Annotated in this window: 16 protein-coding genes and 1 riboswitch; of the genes, 2 read left to right on the top strand and 14 right to left on the bottom strand. The window is 35.9% G+C overall.

The features are described 5' to 3' along the window. Positions 1-36: 36 nt before the first annotated feature. Together alsB and GM661_RS01240 are read right to left on the bottom strand one after the other, a co-directional pair. Entirely contained in the window at positions 37-972 is a 936-nt protein-coding gene (alsB, locus tag GM661_RS01245; protein WP_230868407.1) for a D-allose transporter substrate-binding protein, read from the bottom strand. Positions 973-1,246: 274 nt separating this feature from the next. Beyond that, complete coding sequence (locus GM661_RS01240) at positions 1,247-2,239, bottom strand: LacI family DNA-binding transcriptional regulator (RefSeq protein WP_230868406.1); 993 nt, start codon at positions 2,237-2,239, stop codon at positions 1,247-1,249. A 701-nt stretch (positions 2,240-2,940) separates the two neighbouring features. Here GM661_RS01240 and GM661_RS01235 point away from each other — a divergent pair. Continuing rightward, positions 2,941-3,978 (top strand): PHP domain-containing protein, encoded by a 1,038-nt coding sequence (locus tag GM661_RS01235; RefSeq protein ID WP_230868405.1) that lies wholly within the window; start codon positions 2,941-2,943, stop codon positions 3,976-3,978. 143 nt (positions 3,979-4,121) lie between these two features. On the opposite strand, the gene GM661_RS01230 is transcribed toward GM661_RS01235, so the two are convergent. Further along, positions 4,122-4,322 (bottom strand): hypothetical protein, encoded by a 201-nt coding sequence (locus tag GM661_RS01230; protein WP_230868404.1) that lies wholly within the window; start codon positions 4,320-4,322, stop codon positions 4,122-4,124. Between the two features lie 661 nt (positions 4,323-4,983). On the opposite strand from GM661_RS01230, the gene GM661_RS01225 reads away from it, so the two are divergent. After that, complete coding sequence (locus GM661_RS01225) at positions 4,984-6,423, top strand: amino acid permease (protein ID WP_230868403.1); 1,440 nt, start codon at positions 4,984-4,986, stop codon at positions 6,421-6,423. Positions 6,424-6,439: 16 nt separating this feature from the next. Here GM661_RS01225 and ribH read toward each other — a convergent pair whose 3' ends face one another. The 11 genes from ribH to GM661_RS01170 all read right to left on the bottom strand — a co-directional run bounded on the left by ribH (position 6,440) and on the right by GM661_RS01170 (position 22,783). Continuing rightward, positions 6,440-6,904 (bottom strand): 6,7-dimethyl-8-ribityllumazine synthase, encoded by a 465-nt coding sequence (ribH, locus tag GM661_RS01220; protein WP_230868402.1) that lies wholly within the window; start codon positions 6,902-6,904, stop codon positions 6,440-6,442. Between the two features lie 3 nt (positions 6,905-6,907). Continuing rightward, positions 6,908-8,128, bottom strand: a complete 1,221-nt coding sequence (locus GM661_RS01215) for a bifunctional 3,4-dihydroxy-2-butanone-4-phosphate synthase/GTP cyclohydrolase II (protein ID WP_330165240.1) — start codon at positions 8,126-8,128, stop codon at positions 6,908-6,910. Between the two features lie 12 nt (positions 8,129-8,140). Continuing rightward, complete coding sequence (gene ribE, locus GM661_RS01210) at positions 8,141-8,818, bottom strand: riboflavin synthase (RefSeq protein ID WP_230868400.1); 678 nt, start codon at positions 8,816-8,818, stop codon at positions 8,141-8,143. Continuing rightward, the gene (gene ribD / locus GM661_RS01205; protein ID WP_230868399.1) at positions 8,805-9,911 is read right to left on the bottom strand and encodes a bifunctional diaminohydroxyphosphoribosylaminopyrimidine deaminase/5-amino-6-(5-phosphoribosylamino)uracil reductase RibD; all 1,107 of its coding nucleotides are present in this window, start codon (positions 9,909-9,911) and stop codon (positions 8,805-8,807) included. Before ribD ends, ribE begins: the two co-directional genes overlap by 14 nt. A 414-nt stretch (positions 9,912-10,325) precedes the next feature. Then, a riboswitch (FMN riboswitch) is annotated at positions 10,326-10,448 on the bottom strand. A gap of 80 nt (positions 10,449-10,528) precedes the next feature. Continuing rightward, positions 10,529-12,271, bottom strand: a complete 1,743-nt coding sequence (ilvB, locus tag GM661_RS01200; RefSeq protein ID WP_230868398.1) for a biosynthetic-type acetolactate synthase large subunit — start codon at positions 12,269-12,271, stop codon at positions 10,529-10,531. A gap of 452 nt (positions 12,272-12,723) precedes the next feature. After that, complete coding sequence (locus tag GM661_RS01195; protein WP_230868397.1) at positions 12,724-14,757, bottom strand: methyl-accepting chemotaxis protein; 2,034 nt, start codon at positions 14,755-14,757, stop codon at positions 12,724-12,726. A 147-nt stretch (positions 14,758-14,904) separates the two neighbouring features. Continuing rightward, the gene (locus GM661_RS01190; RefSeq protein WP_230868396.1) at positions 14,905-15,090 is read right to left on the bottom strand and encodes a hypothetical protein; all 186 of its coding nucleotides are present in this window, start codon (positions 15,088-15,090) and stop codon (positions 14,905-14,907) included. Between the two features lie 26 nt (positions 15,091-15,116). After that, the gene (locus tag GM661_RS01185; RefSeq protein ID WP_230868395.1) at positions 15,117-16,829 is read right to left on the bottom strand and encodes a methyl-accepting chemotaxis protein; all 1,713 of its coding nucleotides are present in this window, start codon (positions 16,827-16,829) and stop codon (positions 15,117-15,119) included. A gap of 242 nt (positions 16,830-17,071) precedes the next feature. Further along, entirely contained in the window at positions 17,072-17,605 is a 534-nt protein-coding gene (locus GM661_RS01180; RefSeq protein WP_230868394.1) for a nicotinamidase, read from the bottom strand. A 115-nt stretch (positions 17,606-17,720) separates the two neighbouring features. Next, positions 17,721-19,499 (bottom strand): methyl-accepting chemotaxis protein, encoded by a 1,779-nt coding sequence (locus GM661_RS01175; RefSeq protein WP_230868393.1) that lies wholly within the window; start codon positions 19,497-19,499, stop codon positions 17,721-17,723. A 131-nt stretch (positions 19,500-19,630) separates the two neighbouring features. Beyond that, a complete protein-coding gene (locus GM661_RS01170; RefSeq protein WP_230868392.1) occupies positions 19,631-22,783 on the bottom strand; it encodes a BTAD domain-containing putative transcriptional regulator in 3,153 nt (1,050 codons plus the stop codon). Between the last annotated feature and the right edge of the window lie 86 nt (positions 22,784-22,869).

Raw genomic sequence — 22,869 nt, 5'->3', positions numbered from 1 at the left:
CCCATATATGGGCTGGCTATTAACTCCTAATCAATGCTATTTAACAACAATAGAGGGAACCTCTACTTCAGCAGGAATATTAAGTGCTTGAATAAGAAGCCTTAAACCAGTCACTCCTATATTATAGGGATCTTGTTTTACGGTAGAGGATAATCTTCCTTCTTCAACAGATTTAACTGCTTCAGGAATACCATCGGTTCCTACAACTATAACCTCATCCAGTTTACCCATATTCTCCAAGGCCTTTACTGCACCAAGAGCCATAGTGTCATTACAGGCATATATTGCCTTAACATCAGGGTTTCTCGTCATTATGTTCCTGGTAACATCTATTGCTTTAATTCTATCCCAATCAGCTGGCTGACTGGCAACAATTTCAAATTTAGAATTACTCCTAATTATATTTGTAAAACCCATTTTTCTGTCTTCTCCAGAAGCATTACCTGCCATACCTTCAATCACAGCTACTTTCCCACCATCTGGTAATTGTTCAATTACAAACTCAGCAGCCTGACCACCTACTTTAACATTGTTAGTTGTAACAAAGGAGTAAACAAAACCACCCCTGTTCCTTAGTGGTTCTTGGGGAACACGTTCATCAAGATTAACCACTGGAACCCCCTGATCATTTGCTTTTACTATTGAAGGAATTAAATTTACTGGTGTTATTGGTGCAAAAGCAATTCCATCATAGTCTTTATTAAGGAGATTTTCAAAGAGTCTTAACTGTTCATTTGCATCCCCTTCCTGGGATACAGCATATATATCTACCTCAACTCCTTGCTTTTCTGCCTCATCCAAAATACCTTGTTCCATGGAAACCCAAAACGGATTAGCCAGGGTTTTTAAAATAATACCAATTTTATAATCACCATTAGCCTTAACATCCTGAAGAGATGATTCCGCCATAGCTATACCAACTGTAGTGCCTACCATAAATAAAACCAACATTAAAATAGTAATTTTTCTCATTTGTAATTCCTCCTCTTATTAATTGTTTGACCTGTTCCAAAGAATTGCGAAGTTCTCTTGCAGAATCACCCCCTTAATAAATAAAACACCTATATAATCCAAACTATTCATCTAATGTATGATATTTCTCTTTGCAATTCACAATAATCCCTAATAGCTATTATTTTTCATCATTACATTTTTTAAAAAAAATAGTATCGTTTTTATTAAAATAGCATATTATAGCACTTTTTTCTGAAAACGTTATTATTTAAAGCCAAAAATAAATCTTTTATCATCTAGTTGTATCCCTTTTAATTAATTCTACCGGCAGAAAATAAGACTTTGATTCTGTATTTTTGACTCCGTTTTCAATCAAATCAACCATTAGAGAAGCACTTCTTTCCCCAATCTCACTTAATCTTTGAGCAATAGTGGTTAAACCAGGGTTATAATATTGGGATGTCAAGACATTGTCAAAACCTATTACTTGAATATCTTTAGGTATTTTATAACCAAGTTTTAAAAGGGTTTTGATAGCACCTATTGCCAGCAAATCTGTTCCTGCAAAAATACCATCAAATTCAAGTCGCTTGTGTATTTTTAATATCTTTTCTTTAACATATTCTAGTTCTACTTCCGATTCAATAATCATATCTTCATCAAACAACATATTATATTCCCTTAAAGCATCACGATATCCTTCTAAACGGGCATTCATTGGTGAAACTGCTTTTCTATCCTTAAGCATTAATATTTTAGAACAGCCATTTTCAATTAAATGTTTGGTAGCTAGATAACCACCTTTTTTGTTTTCACTACTTATAAAATTAACTCTTTTTGCATTAGGTTTGCGATCTATAGCTATGATTGGCAAATCATCGGGAAATAAATGCATGTTTTGATCATAACCACTCGATATAAAGATAATACCATCAACAAATTTATCTAGGAGAGTTTTTATATATTTCCTTTCTTTATCCTCATTCTCACCAGAATTACATAATAATAAACTATAATTGTTATTATTAAGATTTTCTTCAATAGTTTTCGCCAATTTCGCAAAAAACTCATTAGTTATATCAGGAACTATTAAACCAACGGAATTTGTCTTTTTTGTCCTCAAACCCCGGGCAATTATATTCGGACGATATCCTAAAAGTTTCACAGCCTTCATTACTTTCTCACTGGTTTCATCAGTTACATACTTACCATTATTTAAAACCCGAGAAACCGTAGATACAGAAACACCGGCTTTTTTGGCTACATCCTTTATACTAACACCCATAATTATCCCCCAAATATTATAAAAACGTTTTTATTTAATAAGTAAAATAACAGAACTTTTATAATAACGTTTTCAAGTGACTATATAATATCATTATTCTTAAAACTTGTCAAGAATTTTTATATAAAACAATTAAATTGCTAAATTTAACCATAAACGTGGTATTTTGGCAATTTAGAGCTGGCAATCATACCAGGCAAACCTAAAGCAACAAAAAGTTAAACAAATCCATATTTCTATTATTTCCGATCTATACAACACTTTTTATATTTTCACCACTATCACAGGGACAACGATCATTTCTACCAACATCCCATATTTGAGCATGCAATTTTATTAACTCTGTTTTTATTCAATTGGGAGATTGGTGTTTTTTTATCCTAGCAATTATCTCTTTCATATAAGGTTCAATATAATTAAAGAAAATTTTATAACCTGAGCAGAGATAATTTACCCATATTATTACATTATATAAAAATACCCCTTTGCTAAAATGTAATAATTTAACTGCCTTTTTTATAAAAATATTTTATATACCAATCCAACTAATTATAATGGGCGGTCCATATTCCTACCATATGTCCTTATTGCCTTAGCTATATGGTTTAAATAAAGAACTTTATAGTAACAAATTCAACCATTTATCAGTATAATAACGATAAATTGTTCCTTTCTAAGCTATAAAAAGTGAGGCAAAGAAGATGACCATGTATCATGATTATGCTGGAGTAATTCATATTCATTCTACCTATTCAGATGGGTTAAAAAAAATACCTGATATCATTCAAGCTGCTAATGAAGCTGGATGTAACTATATGATCTTAAGTGACCATGACACACTAAAAGGACTTTCAAAAGAAGGATGGTATAATAATACTATTCTCCTGGTGGGAGAAGAAATAACTATAGGGGAAGATGAAGGCCACTATTTAGCAATGGGATTTGAATCAGAAATAGCCCCTCATAATAGACCACAGGAAACAATAGATGAAGTTAAAAAACAAGGTGGTATAGGTTTTATTGCCCATCCATATAACAAAAGTTACTTTGATGATTTTAATATTACCTCGGTTAAATGGAATGATTGGAATGTAATTGGGTTTAATGGCATAGAAATATGGAATTATAGTCATGACTGGATTGATAATTTTACTCCGTTAAATTTTCTTATCGGTCTAAGTTGGCCTGATAATTTTATTGATGGGCCACTGTCAAAAACCCTTAAAAAGTGGGATGAGCTTTTACGTTATCAAAAAATTATAGGGATTGGCAGTGTAGATGCTCATGGATACTTTTATTCTTATAAAAAGATGTTTGAGACATTACACACCCATCTTCTTTTAGAAAAAACCCTAACTTTTCAATCGGCTTTTTTCAAAAAAGATAAAAGTTTAGTTTATGAAGCATTAAAAAAGGGAAACTGTTATCTAAGTTATGATTATCTTGCTAATGCTGCAGGTTTTATGTATTCAGCCAAAAATATGCAAAAAGAGGTTATTATGGGGGATGAGTTGAATATAAGAACAGGGGTTGTATTAACTATCTCAACACCTGAGCCAGCTTTATTAAAAGTAATTAAAGATGGACAAATTATTGCAGAAAAAAATAATACAAAGCTATTAGTAAAAAAAATAAATGAACCAGGGGCATATAGAGCAGAGGTTTATTTAAAGGCCTTTAGAGGATTTAATTTAAAATATAGGCCCTGGATCTTTAGTAATCCAATTTATATTTATTAACATCCTTCAGACTCGAGTCTGTAGACCCTAAAATTTAATTTTTCCAGCAGCTCTTCCACCCGAGTTTAACTCAATTGCACCTATATCTTCTATGCCCTCTACAGAAATATTAAATGTGTTATTACAAATAAATCAATATTCTATTATTTGCGGTAAATATTTTTTTGCAATTCTACTGCTTTTTGGAAGAACTCAAGCCCTCGTAAAGTTGGTTCTCTGCCTTGCCAGCCAAAATTTGCTCTAGGACCAGCTTGAGCTTCGATATATTGTTTAGTAAAGTCTTCTAGCAATTCCTCGTAAAACAAATTAAAATTGCATCTGCTCCCATAGTAGAATTTTTCCAAAAAAAGACCGCCCTTCAAGGCGGCTTACTTGCATAATTAAATTATAGTCGTATAGTCTTTTATAATCTTTATTTTAATTACATAACACTAAAGATAATAATTAAACTTATCAGGATTTTTTTCATATGATTTCTTAAACTCCTGATATTCTTTCTCACCAATACGTCCTAAAAATTCTATAATCCTTTTTAACATCTTATAATCACCCTCTCTTATAATCTTATATTTGTTATCAGGTTATGTCTATATTATACTCTGAAAACTAATGTTCTTAAAGACCCAAAACGAAGTTTAAATTTTAATACAATTCACTTAAATCCCATTTTCTAGCTGACCAATCCATCTTTACCGTTTTCCACCCCCATATTATGTATGAATACTCTCGGCTAAATTTGCTGTTACTATGATGGTATTTAGGGAACATTGATATTTTAGTTTGCCTCCGACTCCCTACATCTTACTTCTTAATACATAATTGTCTACCATTTTTTAGCCGAGCTTACTCTGTATTTAATCAGACATCAATGATCATTTTTTGCCCATTCTATACTTATAAAGAACGAAATTAATAATAAATATCAAATCTGCTAATAATAATATATACTTATAAATTTACTTAACTAATTGGAAAATAGTATTTAACTAGAGAGGATACTAAAACATGAATTATAAAAACGGTTTATCAGTATGGCAGCTAACAATGCTCGCACTGGGGACAGTTGTAGGAGGTTCTTTTTTTCTAGGTTCATCTATTGCCATAAAGGCAGCAGGGCCAGCAGTTATAATCTCATACATATTTGGAGGTGGACTAGTTTATCTTATCCTATATTCACTATCTGAAATGACAGTTGCCAATCCTGCTCCAGGTTCATTTAGAACATATTGTGAGAATATGTATGGCCCTTTGGCCGGCTTTACAGTAGGATGGGTCTACTGGACAGGGCTGATTCTAGCTATGTCAAGTGAATCAGTAGCAGTCTCTATCTTATTAAAGAGGTGGTTTCCTTTCTTACCCCTGGCTTTATTAGGAGCTATAGTGATAATTGCAGTAACTATTACTAACCTTTTAGGAGTTGATAAATTAAGCAATCTTGAAGGCGGACTTGCAGTTATAAAGCTAATGGCCTTAGTAGGATTTATTGTAATAGCAATCCTACTTGTTTCCGGATTATTACCTGGAGAAAGCGCCAGAGGGCTTGGGCCTTTATCAACAGAAAAACTATTACCAAAAGGACTAAGTGGCATAGCCGGCAGTATGTTGTTAGTACTATTTACTTATGCTGGTTTTGAAGTAATCGGACTAGCCGCATCTGAAGCAGATAATCCACACCAAACAATTCCAAAAGCTATTACCTATACTGTTTTCGGACTGCTTGGACTTTATTTGCTCACAATATCCCTTATTTTACCATTAGTCCCTACAGACGAATTACACGAAAATTCCAGCCCGATGGTAATAGCCCTGCTTAATAATGGACTAGATTGGGCTGGAAACATTATTAATATTATATTGGTAATTGCTATCTTATCTACAATGTTAGCAGCAACCTTTGGTATTGCCAGAATGGCGAGATCCCTCGCAGACGAAGGGCATGCTCCACACTGGTTAAAGGATAATAGTGACATTCCATTTCGAGGGATAATTTTCTCTGGTCTTGCTATGTTAGTCGGTTTAATGATGGGTTTTATATTACCAGAGCAGATCTATATCTTTTTAATTAGTTCAGGTGGCTTCTCCCTATTATTTGTTTATGTAATCATTCTGATCACCCATATTAAATTTCGTAAAATATATGGATGCCCTCCTCAAGGAAAATGCAAATTACCGGGCTATCCTTATTCATCTATATTAGCTCTTATTTCATTAATTGCCATAATTGCCAGTATGCCTTTAATCCCAGGACAAGGTTCAGGTCTTATTGCCGGTTCATTATTAGTGGGATTATATTTACTAATATATCTCTTTAAAAAAACAAGTTTTAAAAAAATTAAAAAAGACCTACAATATATATCACTGAAACAAACATATACATCTCAATATGAGAGTGAGTTTGCTAATGAAATATGTGAAAATATTGAAAAAAAAGCAGATGACAATTAAACATTACTGTGAAGACTCAAATTTCCTTTAACAGATTAACCATTTCAATTAAAGACATTGCTGCATCAAAACCCTTATTACCTGATTTGGTTCCCGCCCTTGATATCGCCTGTTCAATTGTATCTGTTGTTAAGACACCGAAAATAACCGGAATATTGGTATCCAATCCAATCTTAGCAACTCCTTTAGCAACCTCAGCAGAAACATATTCAAAATGTGGTGTTTCACCCCTAATAACGGCTCCCAGACAGATAACCCCATCATATTTACCTGAATTGGCCATTCTCTGGGCTGTCAAGGGTATTTCAAAAGAACCAGGAACCCAGGCTATATTGATATTGTCACCTTTCACCCCATGCCTTTTAAGTCCATCTACAGCCCCTGCCAACAGTTTCTGTGAAATAAATTCATTAAATCTGCCTACTATAATACCAACTTTTATACCTTCACCTATAAGTTTACCTTCATAAACAATTGTCATTAATTACACTCCCTCGTCAATTTTTTTCTCTTGATTGATGTTTAGCAAATGTCCCAGTTTATCTTTCTTCACCTGGAGATAAAATTCATTCTCCTTATTGGGCTCTATCTCTAATGGCACTCGATCAATAATTGTTAAGCCATAACCTTCTAATCCAATAATTTTTCTGGGATTATTAGTAATCAATTTTATAGAACTCAAACCAAGGTCAACCAGGATCTGGGCCCCAAGACCATAGTCCCTTAAATCAGCTGCAAAACCAAGGGCCTCATTAGCCTCAACGGTATCCATCCCCTTATCCTGAAGACTATAGGCCTTAATTTTATTAATTAAACCTATTCCCCTTCCCTCCTGACGCATGTATACGAAAACACCCTGTCCTTCAGCTGCTATCATTTTTAAAGCTGCCGCCAGCTGTTCTCCACAATCACAGCGCAATGAGGCAAAAATATCTCCTGTTAAACACTCTGAATGTACCCTGGTCAGAATATCTTCTCCCCCACTAAGATCACCTTTTATAAGTACTACATGTTCCCTATCATCAACAGTTGAAGTATAAACCCTGAGCTTAAATTCTCCATACCTGGTAGGTAAAACAGCCTCAGCCTCCTTATGAACTAATTTATCATTCATTTTTCTATATTTTATTAAATCCTCTATACTAATAAGCTTTAATTGATGAATCCTAGCAAACTCCTTTAGTTGAGGCAGACGGGCCATTGTACCATCCTCATTAATAAGCTCACAGATAACAGCAGCAGGTTTTAATCCTGCCAGTCTACACAAATCCACTGCTGCTTCAGTATGCCCTGCCCGCCTTAAAACCCCACCCTTTCTAGCCTTTAAAGGAAAAACATGTCCAGGCCTATTAAAATCTACTGCCTTACTTACCGGATTAACCAGTTCCTTAATAGTTAATGCCCTTTCAACAGCAGAAATGCCTGTTGTAGTTGCCTTATGATCCACTGATACTGTAAAAGCCGTCCCCTGTGCCTCTGTATTATCACTTACCATCCGGGGAATTTTAAGTTTTTCCAGGTCTTCTTCCTCCATGGGAACACAGACAAGCCCTCTGCCCTGGCTGATCATAAAATTAATACTAGCTGGAGTCACTTTCTCTGCCGCCATTACAAAATCGCCTTCATTTTCCCGGGCTTCATCATCAACAACAATAATCATCTTACCTTCTTTTATATCATTAATTGCCTCTCCTATGGTATTCATCATACCCCCCCTCTAGAGAAACCCATTATCCCTTAAAAAATTTTTATCAATTTCAGAACCCGTCTTTTCACTTTTTCCTTTTTCCATTATTTTATAAACATATTTAGCAATTAAATCTGTCTCGATATTAATCAGCTGACCCACTTTTAAGTTATCTAGATTAGTATCCTGCCGGGTAGTAGGTATCAAAGAAACCATTATAGAATCCTGCCTGAGTTTCATAATAGTCAAACTAACCCCATTTAAGCCCACAGAACCCTTATCAACCATAAACTTTGTCAACTCTGAATCGACCATTATTTCAATTATCACTGCATTTTTTTCTGTAGTAAATTGTTTCACCCGACCCACACCATCAATGTGCCCACTAAGTAGGTGTCCACCCAAAAAACCATCAGCCCTAACAGCCTGTTCCAGGTTTAGCTGAGAGCCCTGTTTTAAACTACCTAAATTACTTGCCCGCAGGGTTTCAGGCATAATATCAACTGTAAAGGATTCTCCAGTAAAGTCAACAACCGTAAGACAGACACCATTAACAGCTATACTGTCCCCTTTTTTAATATTATTTAAAACCCTTTTAGCTTTAATTAACAGTTGATAGCTATTTTCTGTCCTCAAGCTCCCCTGTAAAATACCAAGTTCCTGTATAATCCCAGTAAACAAAATCCCACCACCTTTAAAGATTGCCACTTAAAAGTATATTATCCCCTAAAACCATGTACTTAATATTTTTTAGTTTCTTTACCTCTGCCATACTATCAGGACCTTCCCCTGTAAAACTGGCTATGCCATCATTTCCTCCCAGAACTTTGGGGGTAATAAAAGCATATACTTTATCTATTAAGTTCTCCTGTAGGAATGAATAATTTATCCTACCACCTCCCTCAACTAAAATACTCCCTATACCCCTTTCATGTAGTTTATTTAATAATATCTTCAGAGGAATCCTCCCTTTAGTATCTAAATCCAGTGGTAAAAGCTCTATATTTTTTTTATTAGTATACAGATTTCTTCTGGTTGTATTAAGCTGTTCATCAATTACCAGAATGGTTCTTGCTGCAGAATCCTGATTAAGGAGCCTGGCATCTAAAGGTGTCTCTAGCCGGGAGTCAAGTATAATCCTAATACTGTCCTTTCCCTTATCATCTGGCAAACGGGTTGTTAACGAGGGATTGTCTGCTAAAATTGTACCACCCCCTATTAAAATAGCATCTACTTTATGTCTTAATCTATGACCCATTAAGCGGGCTTGCTCATTACTGATCCATTTAGATTCTCCTGTTCTAGTTGCCAGAAAACCATCCAATGTCTGGGCTATCTTTAGATAAACAAAGGGGTAATCTGAAGTAATATATTTTATAAAAGACTCATTGAGTTCCCGGGCCTCATCTGCTAAAAGACCTATTTTAACCAGTATACCAGCTTTTTGCAGTTGATTAATACCTCTACCAGAAACCCTGGGATTGGGGTCTTGCATAGCAATAACTACCCGTTTAATACCCGATTCTATTATTTTTAAGGAACAGGGTGGTGTTTTCCCATAATGACTACAGGGTTCCAGATTTACATAGATAGTTGCCCCTTCAGCCTGTTTACCGGCTTCATCTAAGGCATATACCTCTGCATGAGGCCCACCATAATACCTATGATAACCCCTACCAACAACCTCCCCATCTTTAACAACAACAGCCCCTACCAGGGGATTAGGACTGGTATACCCCTCCCCCTTCCAAGCCAGTTTTAATGCCTCTCTCATGTAATATAGGTCATCTTTTTTATCCATTTATATCTCCTTTCAGAACGAAATGGCCTACGGCCATCCGGATTAATCAAAAATTCCAGCTTTCTTAACTTAGACTATTTATTACACATAGTTAATCAATAAACTATTAACCAGACAGATATATTTGTTGTACGACTCTAGATATTATCCGTAGGCAGGACGCCGAAGGAGAATTTCTCGACAGTAAACGGAGGTAGGACACCGCAGCGCAACATTAATTTTCTTGTACGCTCTGCTTAGATGCGGAGTGCCTGCGGTAAACGACAAGGGAAACAAATATATCTGTCGGCCTTCAAAGTTATCCACAATCTCAAAATCGCATAGTTTCCTGACACAAAAAAATCCCTTCCATTTAACTGGAAAGGATTATATATCATCATCTACCTAGTCATAATATCTACATAGATAAAACAATTATACTAACTCCCTTCCAGACTATACTGTCGGTTCTGGAGTTTCACCAGATCAACCTTTTTATAAAAAGGCTTGTGGACTTTAACCACCGGTAGGGAATTTCACCCATCCTCATTAGTATTTAAATAACTATATTCAGCTTTGCCATTATCATACCATTATTTTTATAAATTGTAAAGTAAAATTAACAAAAATATTTATAACTAATGTTCAATATCCTGCCTTAGAATCATATCATCCAGACTACCACCTGCCGGAACCATAGGAAAGACATTCTCTTCCTCTTCTATAATAAAATCAAGTAGATAGGCCTCATTAATATCAAGGGCTTCCTGTAGGGCTGGTCTTATTTCCTCCGGCCTACTTACCCTTTTCCCCTTAATACCATACCCCTTAGCAACCTGAACAAAATCAGGAATCATCTCAGGACAGTTTTCACCTGGTCCTGAACACCGGGGCGGGCACCCTTCCTGCCGCCTTAAACAGGTAGCGGAATAGCGTTTGTCGAAAAATAATTCCTGCCACTGCCTCACCATTCCCAGGTACTGGTTATTAAAGATTATAATCTTAATCGGTAGTTTATTTTTGGCTACTGTAGCCAGTTCCTGAATATTCATCTGAAAACTACCATCACCTGCCAGGCAGAAAACATCAGCTCCAGGATTACCAAGTTGTACCCCGATTGCCGCCGGGAAACCATAGCCCATTGTTCCTAACCCACCAGATGTGATAAAACTACGTGGTTTACTAAAACTGTAATGATGTGCTGCCCACATTTGGTGCTGACCAACCTCAGTAGTAATCAGAGCCTCTCCCTTAGTCAAATTATCAATTTCCTCAATAATCTCTCCAGGGAGCAATTTACCAGTCTTTCCTGAGCCCCTTCTCCGTTCAAGTCCCCTCCATTCTTGAATCTCTCTCAACCATTGACCATGTTTTTTCTCCTGAACAAGTGGATTTAAATCCTCCAAAACCCTCTTAACATCACCAACTATTGGGATATCTGCTTTGACCAGTTTACTAATCTCTGCCGGATCAATATCAACATGAATAATCCTGGCTTCAGGGGCAAAAGAATCCAGTTCACCTGTTACCCGATCATCAAAACGAGCCCCTAGAGCAATGATTAGGTCAGCATTGGTCATAGCCAGATTAGCCTCTGTTGTCCCGTGCATTCCAAGCATTCCCAGGCTTAAAGAGTTCTTCTCATCAAAGGAACCAATCCCTGTTAGGGTTGTTGTCACAGGAATCTCAGCCTTAGCTGCCAGCTGCCTTAATTGTTCATTGGCCCCGGAGATTATAACCCCACCACCAGCATAAATTACTGGTTTATGAGCTTGATTAATCAACTCTGCCGCCTTTTTAATCTGCAGCAAATTACCTTGATAGGTCGGTTTATAACCGGGTATGGAAACAGCAGCCGGATAATTGAATTCAGTTTCAGCAGACAGAACATCCTGTGGCAGGTCAACCAGAACAGGCCCAGGTCTACCAGTTTGTGCGATATAAAAAGCCTCTTTAATAACCCGAGCCAAATTTTTAACATCATCAACAATATAATTGTTTTTGGTAATTGGTAGGGTAACCCCTTTAATATCTGCTTCCTGAAAACCATCTGTCCCAATCATCGAATGGGCTACCTGACCTGTAAAAGCTACCACGGGTACTGAATCCATGTTGGCAGTGGCCAGTCCCGTTACTAAATTAGTTGCCCCTGGCCCAGAAGTAGTAATACAGACACCAACTTTACCAGTAGAGCGGGCATACCCATCTGCTGCATGAATACCCCCCTGTTCGTGATGTGGCATAATATGTTTAATATCCGCATCATATAGCACATCATAAATCGAGATTACCTTTGCCCCCAGATACCCAAAGATAAGCTCAACACCCTCTTGATGAAGCGACTCAACAAAAATCTCAGCACCAGTCATCTTTTTCACCATTGCTCACTCCTCTTTTTTTATCATCTAAAATTAAAAAACTCCCGTCCTAATTAATAGAAAACTATTAATTGGGACGAGAGTTATATCTCACGTGGTACCACCCAAATTCACCACCACTTACGCAGCAGCCTTAAGTACACATATGTTTTTAAACATATTTCATACCTCGGCATCTGGTAACGGGTGCCATTTTCCTCAAAAAGGATACCGGTAAAACCTACTCACAGTTTTTCAGCTTTACAGTTCAAGGGCTACAAAAACAGTTTAGCTAGATACCGGTTTCTCAGCACCCCGGCTCTCTGTAATCCTTTAAAACCATCTTCCTCCCTATCAAAACATTTAGGTATATAATTATTGTATTTAAGTATACACTAGCCATTAAACATTGTCAAGAAAAATCCCTGCCAAATTTTGATATTTTTAAAACCTTTTTGTGACTAAAAAATTTTATTTTACAGTCTGAATTTTTTTACAGCAGTAGACATTTCTTCAGCCATATCAGCTAACTGCTTAGAAGAAGAGACTATCTCTTCTGTCGCAGCAACCTGCTCTTCACTGGAGGCTGCAACTTCCTCTGAACTACTGGCAAACTCCTGACTCACCTTGGCTATTTCCTCCATAATCTGCTGGAAACTATAACTCCTTTCAGCCATAGTCTGGGCATTTTGTGTGAGATTTCTTACTACCTCTTTGAGACCCTCTGCTTCATTATTAATTTCTGTAAAAATACTGCCATTTTCTTCAATAGCCTCTACACTGGTATTAACAGAGGTAATACTATCATCCATTTTGTTAGTAGCAGTAAGTACCCCATTCCTGATATCTTTAATTAAACCGGTAATTTTTCCTGTGGCATCTGCTGATTCCTCAGCTAAATCCCTTATTTCATCTGCCACAACACTAAAGCCCCGTCCAGCTTCACCTGCCCTGGCAGCCTCAATAGCTGCATTTAAGGCAAGTAGATTGGTCTGTTCAGCAATACTACTGATTAATTCCACAATCTCACCAATCTCATCTGATCTTTTACCCAGATCACTAATAACACTGGAAACCTCTTCTGTATCTTCCTTAACATTCTTGATCTTCTCAATAGACTCACTAACCGATTTACTCCCTCTAGTAACACTTTCCATCATGTTTGCTGTCGTATTATTCATAGTATCTGCACCTTTATTTACTTCATCCACCTGTTCAATTAAAGCAGAAAGATTTTCAATAGTATCATCAACCTGGGCAGACTGTTCTTCAGCTCCAGCAGCAACCGTCTGAATAGTCGTTCCTACTTGTTCTGCTGCCTCTCCCACCTGCTCACCTGAGGCTGACAACTCCTCACTGGAGGCAGCTACCTGTTCAGATGTATTACTTATTTGAGCAATCATCTGTCTAAAGTTTTTATTCATCCGGGTGAAAGAATCTGTTAATTTACCTAACTCATCCTTTCTATCTAAATATTCCTCAGCTATATCCTGTGACAGGTCACCATCTGCCAATAATTCTGCCTGTTTTGTTACTGCCAAAATAGGCTTTGAAATACCCTTTGAAAAGAGATATATAACAACTGCCGAGACAATTATACTAAGTAAAATAATTATCAATAACCCTATTTTCAATTTATTTATACCTGCCATATAATTTGTTACTGGTTCATAGGTAACAATATACATACCATATTCTTCACTCTTAGTAAAAGCCGCTATATTTTCAATCCCATTTAAGGTAAAATAAGTTATGCCTGAACCATCTTTTTTCATTGTTTGATAAAAATCCTTCAAATTCTCTTCTTGCTGAAAATCAAGACTAAGCACATGCTCAGAATCTTCCGCTGACAGGGTAAGGCCTGCTGTATCTAAAATAAGGGTCTTAAACTCACTACTGGAATGTCCCTTAATAATCTTTTCTGATAAGACATTTAACTCAATTGCCATTGCTAAAATACCCTGCCGCTCTCCATTATCATCTCTCACTGACCCCATAACTGATATAACAGGTTGACCTGTAGTCGGTGAAAGTGTAGGATTCCTGACTGTTAATTCCTGTAGATTTGCCAGGTCTTCCTTTGCCATCTGCCAGCCTACAGATTTACCGCCAATCCCATCAACCACAGTTGTATTTCCATACATTAAAAATAGATTCTCAAAGAGGCCATCACCTTCTGCAAAGTTTTCCTGTAAATTCTGTTCTATTCTTGTGAGACGTATACTATCTAACTCACCTGTTGCCCCAGCCTCCTTAAACGTCTCAAGAATATACGGCTGTCTGGCCATCGTTTTAAGCTGATTTACCAAATTTTTTAATGCTAATTCAAGCTGGCTCTGCTTTTCAACAGCAATACTAAATAATGAATCACTGGCTTCCTGACCAATATATTTACCTGCCAAAAATGATGAAGAAAATAGGCTGATAAGCATAGGTATTAGCATACATAATAATGAAATAACCAGAATCTTACCGAACAAACTGTTAATTTTAGGTGATTTTAATTTCATTATAAGATCCCTTCTTTCTTATATATTTTTTAAAAAATCTTAGTTTTACTAAACTAAGATATACTTTACTATAACTTAAACTTATCAAGCTCATTAGCCAGCTTAGCAGCAACATCGGCTAGTTCCCTGGCACCTGAGACTATCTCTTCAATTGAGTTCAATCTGTTCTTCACTGAAGACTGTTACCTCTTCTGCATTACCTGCTGTTTCCTGGCTTACTACCGCAATGTTCTCCATAACAGCTGGTATTTCATTAAAAACCTGTCCATTTTCTTTATCTCTATAAAAAATTAATTTATGTAAACCTAATAGAACCGCGTTTAGACCATTCATAAACACGGTTCTTATAACACTGCCCTCTATAATTTAAACTTATCAACCTCATTAGCCAGCTTATCAGCCACATCGGCCAGTTCTCTGGCACCTGAGACTATCTCTTCAGTTGAGGCAATCTGTTCTTCACTGGAGGCTGCTACCTCTTCTGCATTACCTGCTGCTTCCTGGCTTACTGCCGCAACATTATTTATAGCCTGTGATATTTTATCACTATTTTCAGCTAGTTCCTTACTTTTTTCATTAACACCAGTAATAAGTTCCATCAATTCATTAGAGACCTGATTTATATCATTAAAAATCTGCCCATTTTCTTCAATAGATACTACACTACTATTAACTGTAGACATACTTTTATCCATCTTTTTAACTGCTTCACTTACATCATGTTGGATTTGTTTTATCAAATTTGCTATTTTTTCGGTTGACTTAGTTGAGTCTTCAGCCAGTCCCCTGATCTCCTCAGCCACTACACTAAAACCCTTACCTGCTTCCCCTGCTCGGGCGGCTTCAATTGCTGCATTTAAAGCCAAGAGATTGGTCTGATTGGCTATACTATTAATAATCTCAATAATACCTCCAATCTCTCCTGAAGCCTTACCCAGAGACTCTATAATACCAGCAACCCCCTGGACATCTCCTTTTACATTATCTATTTCATTAATTGATTTATCTACTGACTGTTTCCCCTCTTTTATTTTACCCATCACAGTTTTGGCAGAACTACTCATGTTAACAGAACTTGAATTAACCTCTTTAACCTGACTAATCATATGCTCAACATTTTTACTGGTTTCCTCTATCTGAGCCGACTGTTCCTCTGCACCTGAGGCTACATTCTCAATTGCACTACCTACCTGTTCAGCTGTTTCTCCTACCTGTTCACCTGAAGCAGAGAGTTCTTCACTTGAGGCAGCTACCTGGTTAGCTACATCTTTGACATCATTTATTAGATTACTGAAATTCTCTTGCATTGTTACCAGGGAATTAGTAATCTGACCTATCTCATCTTTTCTTTCTAGATAATTGACTGCTTTACTATTTTCATCATATGTCAAATCATAATTTGCCAGTTTATTAATAATTTGTGTTAAGTCAATAAGAGGATCAGCAATTAATTTAGAAATAAAAAAGATTAGGGGCAGTGTTATTACCAATACAATTAATAAAATATAAGCTAACCCCTTAAAAGCACTATTAATCATACCATTAACAAATTCTTTGGAAGTACCTAAAGACCATATCCCAATAATTTTGCCCTGACTGTTTTTTATTGGTGTATAGGCAGTTTGATAAAGAGTACCTATCACATCAGCCTCCCCGTAATAGGTTTGTCCATTCCTTAAGACCGTTTCCACTACTACATCAGATACCGGAGTTCCCACAGCCCTTTGGCCATTTTCCTTAACATTAGTTGTTGTTCTGATGTTATTAGCAAAGATTGTTACAATATCATCGGTTAATTCCCCTATATAATCAACCACCTCATTATTACCACTTATTAAGGTATTCCCTTTATATAATTTATTGCCTTCCAATTTCCAATCTCCTGAATACTTTTCATTTATAATAGCCAACCCAGTAGCTAAATCCGATCTTGCTTTTTCCACAGCCGCTTCTTTTGCTTCATTACTAATTATTATTCTTAGAACTACAATAGAAGGGACCACTAATAATGATATACCTAAAACAAACGTTACAATAAATTTTATTCTTATCGACCAATCTTTAAAATGCATACTTTTCTCCTCCTAGTTCTTAATTTGTTATTAACCTTTTGCCAATATTTTCCGAGTCCAAGCTAAAGATAAACATATCCTGTCATTCGACAAATATCGATTTTTTACGCTATTTATTATAATATAGCACAAAAGTACTAACAAAAGTACTAACAAAATCTTAGTTACTATTATTTTGAACCTATGTTTTGAGTTTTTAACAAAAAAAACACCCTTAATAGGGTGGTAAAATAATCTATAATTTAAATGCTGGAATAATTAATATAGTTAATCCCCTTACTTTCCATCTCTTTTACTGCCTTTTCTACATCCTCTTCCTTAATACCTGCCACACCTTCTCTAATTACAAATACCTTAAAACCCTTTTCCACAGCATCTATAGCTGTAGCTTTTACACAATACTCAGTAGCCAGACCAGTAAGATAGAGCTCCTCTACATTATTCCCCCGCAGAAAACCTTCTAAATCATCATTAGTAGCCTCAAAAACTGAATAACCATCATCTTTGTTATCTGTCCCTTTTAAAAAAACCTTAGTTATTTTCTTTCTTTTTAAGTCAGGATGTAATTTAGCTCCTTCAGACTCTCTTACACAATGAACCGGCCACTTATCAAAGTGGACAGTTTTCACCGGATGCCAGTCCTGAGAGGCCAGTACCAGGGGAAATTTATCTAGTAACTGATTAATTACCGGAACAACTTTACCCCCGTCTGGTACTGCCAGTTTTCCCCCCGGGCAAAAATCATTTTGGAGATCAACAATTAATAAAGCCTTCATAATTTAGATACCCCTTTCCATTCACTAGTCCTAAACTTCAAATAATTTCTGTAATAATCATTTTTCTTAATCTATGTATAACATTATTAAATTTCACTGTCAAGGATTTTTAAGATTAATCCTCTACTTGATAATTAACCAAGATTCCATTTAAATCTTCTGTAAGACTTACAAAATCATCTACTGATAAGGAAAGCTGTTCTGTGATATTATTCTGTCCTTGTGATATCGCTGAGGTTTTTTCAGCACCGGCAGCAGTTTCTTCAGCACTTTCACTAAGATTATTGATCATCTCTACCATTACATAAATCTGTTGTGAACTATCTTCATTAGCCTGTTTAATCAACCGGGCTTTATCATTAAGATTACAGATATTATCATAAATTCCTTCAAATATAAAACTGACCCTATCAACTACCTGGACCTGTGAGTTAACCGCTTCTCCTGTCAAATCCATTTCATGTGAAACCAGGTTTATATTCTCTCTAATCCGTTCAATTATATCTGTTACCTCCTGGGTAGCTTTTTCTGTCTCAACAGCCAATCCCCTGACCTCCTCTGCAACTACTGCAAATCCTTTGCCATGCTGTCCTGCGCGGGCGGCTTCAATAGCGGCATTTAAGGCCAGTAAATTTGTCTGGTTGGAGATTGCCTTAATCGTATTCACAATTTTAATAATATCCTCTGCCTGACTGGCTAAAACACCAACTGCCCTGGCAACTTTATCACTTGCCTCTTTGTTATCCTGCATTTTTTCCTTCTGTGCCTTAACAGCCTGTATCCCTTCATTGCTTAATTTTCCAGTTTTTTCGACAACATCCATAACCGTATTAGTCTGTAATATTATATTATCCAGGGAATCTGCCAATTTTTTTATGGCAGCTACACTTACCTGGGTATCATTAGCCTGTGCAGAGGCAATTTTGGTAAACCCATTAATTGTTTTTACCATCTGTTTAGAAGATTGTCTGCTTTCTTGAATCAAAGTAGTCAATTCTTGATTTTTTTGATTAAGACCGCTAGATATCAACTTGAATTTCTTTATTAAACCTCGCGAAGTGGAAATCACTAAATTGATAATTTTGCTTAATTGATTAAATTCATCACTTGATACTACTTCAGTTTCAGCATTTAAAATATCAGCCGCTTCTTTTCCAAGCCGGTTTTTCAGGTTTTTAATAGGCAGTGAAATCTTTTGGCTGAAGAAAAAAGCTAATACTGTTGTTAGTAACAAGATAAATAATGTAAGAAAAACAGCCCTAAAAATAACCTTGGTCAGGCTTTCCCTGGCTTCCTCGGCTCTGACCTCAACCCTTTTTTCTATTTGATCCATATAATTAGCAGTACTAACAATCCAACCCCATGGTTCAAACAGTTGGGAATAAACCCTTTTGCGGGTAAGTTTTCCTGTTCCTAAATCCTCGGGTTTTTCCCACATTGTTTCTGTATATGTTCCATTATTTTCTTTAACCCCTTTGATAATTTCTTTTACTAATTCCGCACCTGCTGGATCAGTAAGATCCAGGCGGTTTAACCCTTCGTTTTCAGGAATCATAGGATGAACAATCAATTCATAATTTAGATTATCTATCCAAAAACACCCATTATCACCATATCGTAATTCTCTAACTAATTTTTTAGCAAGTCCTTTTGCTTCAGCAGTTGAGAGATTACCAGTTTCCTGCTCTTGATAGGCATAATTAAGTACAGAAATAGCTGTAGACACTTCATTTTTAACCATTTGGTCATAAGCAATTATCAAATTTTCTTCAAATTTATCCAGTTCCTCTCTATTATGTCTTATTAAAGTAATTATATTATAAGATCCTAATACTAACGATAATAAAATTGAAATCATCAGTATTGAGAGAAATATTCTACAAGTAAACTTCACCTCTTTAAAGACCCCCTCAACTAATATATATTTACTTATAAATATTCTTTTATCATAGATTAAAACCCTGCTTTCCTTTTAAAAACTGGACTAAAGTAACAAAAAAACACCCTGAACAGGGTGCTAAAAATTTATAGAGATATTCGTTTATAGAAATCCTCGACAGCAGGATCCGGGGCAATCCCTAACTCATCTTTAAAAATCTCATTACATTCATAATATGTCTTTATTACCATACCATGTTTCCCCAGTTGATGATAGCTTTTCATTTTATAGAGATAGAGTTCATCAATACAGTTATCCACAGTCTGTATCTTATCCGCCGTCTCTATACAGACTTGATATTTATTTTTATAATAATAGTATTCCATAATTGCTACAGCAGCCCTGAGATAATTTTTTTTTAGCCGCTCCCGTTCTTCCTCAACCCACGGTAGCCCTATTACATCTGGCAAAAAATTGCCCTGATATATATCAACAGCCTCCTGGTAATATTTAATTTTAATATACTCATTATCACTTTTCCTGCCTCTTGAAATCAATTCCTCAAATTGGTCAGCATCATATGAACAGGCAAATCTCCTTGTTAAACCATAATGTGAATCATTACTTTCAATAAAACAAGCCTGCTGACTGGTTTTTCTATCTGGTTCCAGAATTTTATTTAGACTGCTAAAAGCAACATAAAAATTTTGCTTGGCTGTCTTATCAATCTTATCCGGCCACAGGTAATTATACAGCCTTTCTCTGGGTAAACTCTCTCCATAATTTATTAAAAAAAGGTAAAGAAGTTCTTGTGACTTACTCCTCTTCCATTCTTCATCTTTCACCACTTTATTCCCCCGGTACAACTTAAATCCTCCCAGTGTTTTAAATCGTAATGTATAACCTGGGTGCTGCTCTATCTCTAGGAAATCTACCCTGGCTAACAGGCTATTGATATAATCCCTCTCAATACCTTTAGCCCGGCACTCCAGTAAAATAGGGATGAAGTTGTTGGGGTCAAGACTGGATAATATATTAGTAGTAATAAATAAGAAGTCATAGGAATTAGTTTTAGCCAATTCCAGTAAGTGTTTAATATCTGACTCAAAATTTAATCCTTCTTGATATCTGGTCAAAACAAGCCAGTAGAGGGATACAGCTGTATTTAATTGATTACCAAGAGAAGCAACCGCTTCTACTGCCTCATTAAAACATTTTCGAGCTAATGTATATTCTGCTTGAGCAAAATGATTAATGCCCATCATATGCTTAAGTTGTATCTTATAAAAGTAATCCTCTTCCTTCAGCCTAGCCATTCTTTCCTCTGCAAACTTAAGACCCCGTTCCGGATCTCCAAAATAGGCCTCCCAGTTAAGTAATGACATAACAGTCTCCCGGTTATACCAGGAGGTATCTAAAATTGAACCACGGGTATCTTTCAACAGTTGTCTGTATTTAACCCTGTTATTTCTGGCCTTATAGCTACCCATAATTTCAAAAAGGGTTAATTCTAATCTCTCAAAAATTAAACTAATAATACCTGTCGTAGATTCCATGCCTTTCCACAAAAGCTCCCTGACATGATATTTCTCTCCCCTGAAAAGGTGGATTACAATATGTAATGATTCAAGAAAATAATCCCTTTCAGAACTATCTATTGAAAGAATAAAATCAACCGCTTCCTGCAAATTGCCTTCTATAAAAGAGGTCATAGCCTTAAATCTATCTATATCCCCCCCCATATCACTTAAACCAGCTAAAAGGGAAGAAGCCCCCTTTACATCACCCGTTATAAACATGGCAGTAATCTTATTAGAGATATAATCCTGATATTGCTCAGCTGACAAATCGTTCTTATAGCCCTTTAACTTATCCAGATAATACAGACCCTGAATAGAATGAACAGAAAAATATAAGTTCATCAATTTCAATAAGGCCTTTATTAAGACACAACTATCCCCTTTTTGATAAGATATAATTTCAGCCTGCTGGTATACCTTCAGGGCCTGTTCAAGCTTGTTCTGCCAAAAAAAGAGGTCACCCTGACAGATATATAATTCTGGGTTTTGAATATAACAGTTCCTGGGCAGATGTTCAAGACTGCTTTCCAGTAAATCAAAACGTTCATTCTTCAACCACTCAGCAGCCTCTATTTTTATGAGATTAACAAGTGGTTCCTGAGCATTTAACTCTATTAAATGATAAACCTCTCCTTCAGCTATCCCTTTATTTTTATAAATCTTAAAGGCCTTTTGATGTAAGGTTTCAAAGTTGTATTTTTCTCTAGCTCTATTATTTAAGTAGTCATGGAACAAACTATTATATTGATATACTCCCCTGCCAATCTTTTTAAAGGGCAAACCAATTTCCAGGAAATACTTAATCAACTCCTCACAGTCCGTCACTTCCATAAATTCCTGACAAATATCCAGCTTTAATTCCTTAAGTATAGAGGATTCTAATAAATATTTTTTCAATACATTATTTAATATCCTGGAATTATTTAATATTTCGTAATCCAGATAATTATAAAAAGAATCCATTAAATTATTATCATCATTAACAAGACCTGCTAAATCAACTGGCGCATTCCCAGTTTTAATCAAATCAGCAATATAATCAACAGCAACCAACCAGCCCTCTGTGCAGGAAAGCAGCTGCTCCAATCTTTTGGCAGATAGCTGCAGGTGATGTTGTATCAGCAGAAAATCTTCAAGCTGTTCTCTATCTAAAAGAAAATTGCTTTTATCTAAAAAGAAAACCTCTTTATTTATCTGCCAGCTGCTTATCTGGGGAAAGGATATCATATTCCTACTGATTAAAACCAGGTGTAATCTGTTAGGAATCAGGTCAATAAAATATGCCAGCGAAGAAATTATTTCCTGCTTATTAATTAATTGATAATTATCCAGAACAAGAAAGGTATCTGCAGTCAGTTTATCATCAAGGTAATTAAGCAGATTATTGATAATTAGTTCTAATTTATTTTTATCGTTATTGTAAAACAGCTCACCTGTTTTACCCTGATATTTATAAAACAAATAAACCAGGCCGTGCCACAAGTCAATTATATTATTGTCTTCTTTATGCAACCTATACCAGTAAAGACTATTACCCGGGAAATTATCCTTTAAATAAAGAGCTAGATTCTTAGTCTTTCCATATCCTAATGGGGCCTGAATAACTGTAAGTGGATATTTATCCAGTAGAGAAAACTCCTTATAAAGTTTCCTGTTCTTCCAGAAAATCTTCCTGGTCAAAGGAAGTTCAAATTTGGTTTTTAAGACTGTTTTAAACATAGTAATTATATATCTCCTTTAATGTTCAGCAAAACTTTCTTCTAACTATCTATAAATTTCTATATTTAGCTGGCAGTTCCTTCATA

The organism is Iocasia fonsfrigidae (assembly GCF_017751145.1).
GTDB classification, from domain to species: Bacteria; Bacillota; Halanaerobiia; order Halanaerobiales; family DTU029; genus Iocasia; species Iocasia fonsfrigidae.
Note: the sequence above shows the minus strand (reverse complement) of the source record. Positions and strands in the feature narration are given on the sequence as shown.

Bases quoted from the DNA above. Each gene is read 5' to 3' on its own strand.
- alsB (WP_230868407.1), bottom strand. From the start codon at position 972: ATGAGAAAAATTACTATTTTAATGTTGGTTTTATTTATGGTAGGCACT.
- GM661_RS01240 (WP_230868406.1), bottom strand. From the start codon at position 2,239: ATGGGTGTTAGTATAAAGGATGTAGCCAAAAAAGCCGGTGTTTCTGTA.
- GM661_RS01235 (WP_230868405.1), top strand. From the start codon at position 2,941: ATGACCATGTATCATGATTATGCTGGAGTAATTCATATTCATTCTACC.
- GM661_RS01225 (WP_230868403.1), top strand. From the start codon at position 4,984: ATGAATTATAAAAACGGTTTATCAGTATGGCAGCTAACAATGCTCGCA.
- ribH (WP_230868402.1), bottom strand. From the start codon at position 6,904: ATGACAATTGTTTATGAAGGTAAACTTATAGGTGAAGGTATAAAAGTT.
- GM661_RS01215 (WP_330165240.1), bottom strand. From the start codon at position 8,128: ATGAATACCATAGGAGAGGCAATTAATGATATAAAAGAAGGTAAGATG.
- ribD (WP_230868399.1), bottom strand. From the start codon at position 9,911: ATGGATAAAAAAGATGACCTATATTACATGAGAGAGGCATTAAAACTG.
- ilvB (WP_230868398.1), bottom strand. From the start codon at position 12,271: ATGGTGAAAAAGATGACTGGTGCTGAGATTTTTGTTGAGTCGCTTCAT.
- GM661_RS01195 (WP_230868397.1), bottom strand. From the start codon at position 14,757: ATGAAATTAAAATCACCTAAAATTAACAGTTTGTTCGGTAAGATTCTG.
- GM661_RS01190 (WP_230868396.1), bottom strand. From the start codon at position 15,090: ATGAATGGTCTAAACGCGGTTCTATTAGGTTTACATAAATTAATTTTT.
- GM661_RS01185 (WP_230868395.1), bottom strand. From the start codon at position 16,829: ATGCATTTTAAAGATTGGTCGATAAGAATAAAATTTATTGTAACGTTT.
- GM661_RS01180 (WP_230868394.1), bottom strand. From the start codon at position 17,605: ATGAAGGCTTTATTAATTGTTGATCTCCAAAATGATTTTTGCCCGGGG.
- GM661_RS01170 (WP_230868392.1), bottom strand. From the start codon at position 22,783: ATGTTTAAAACAGTCTTAAAAACCAAATTTGAACTTCCTTTGACCAGG.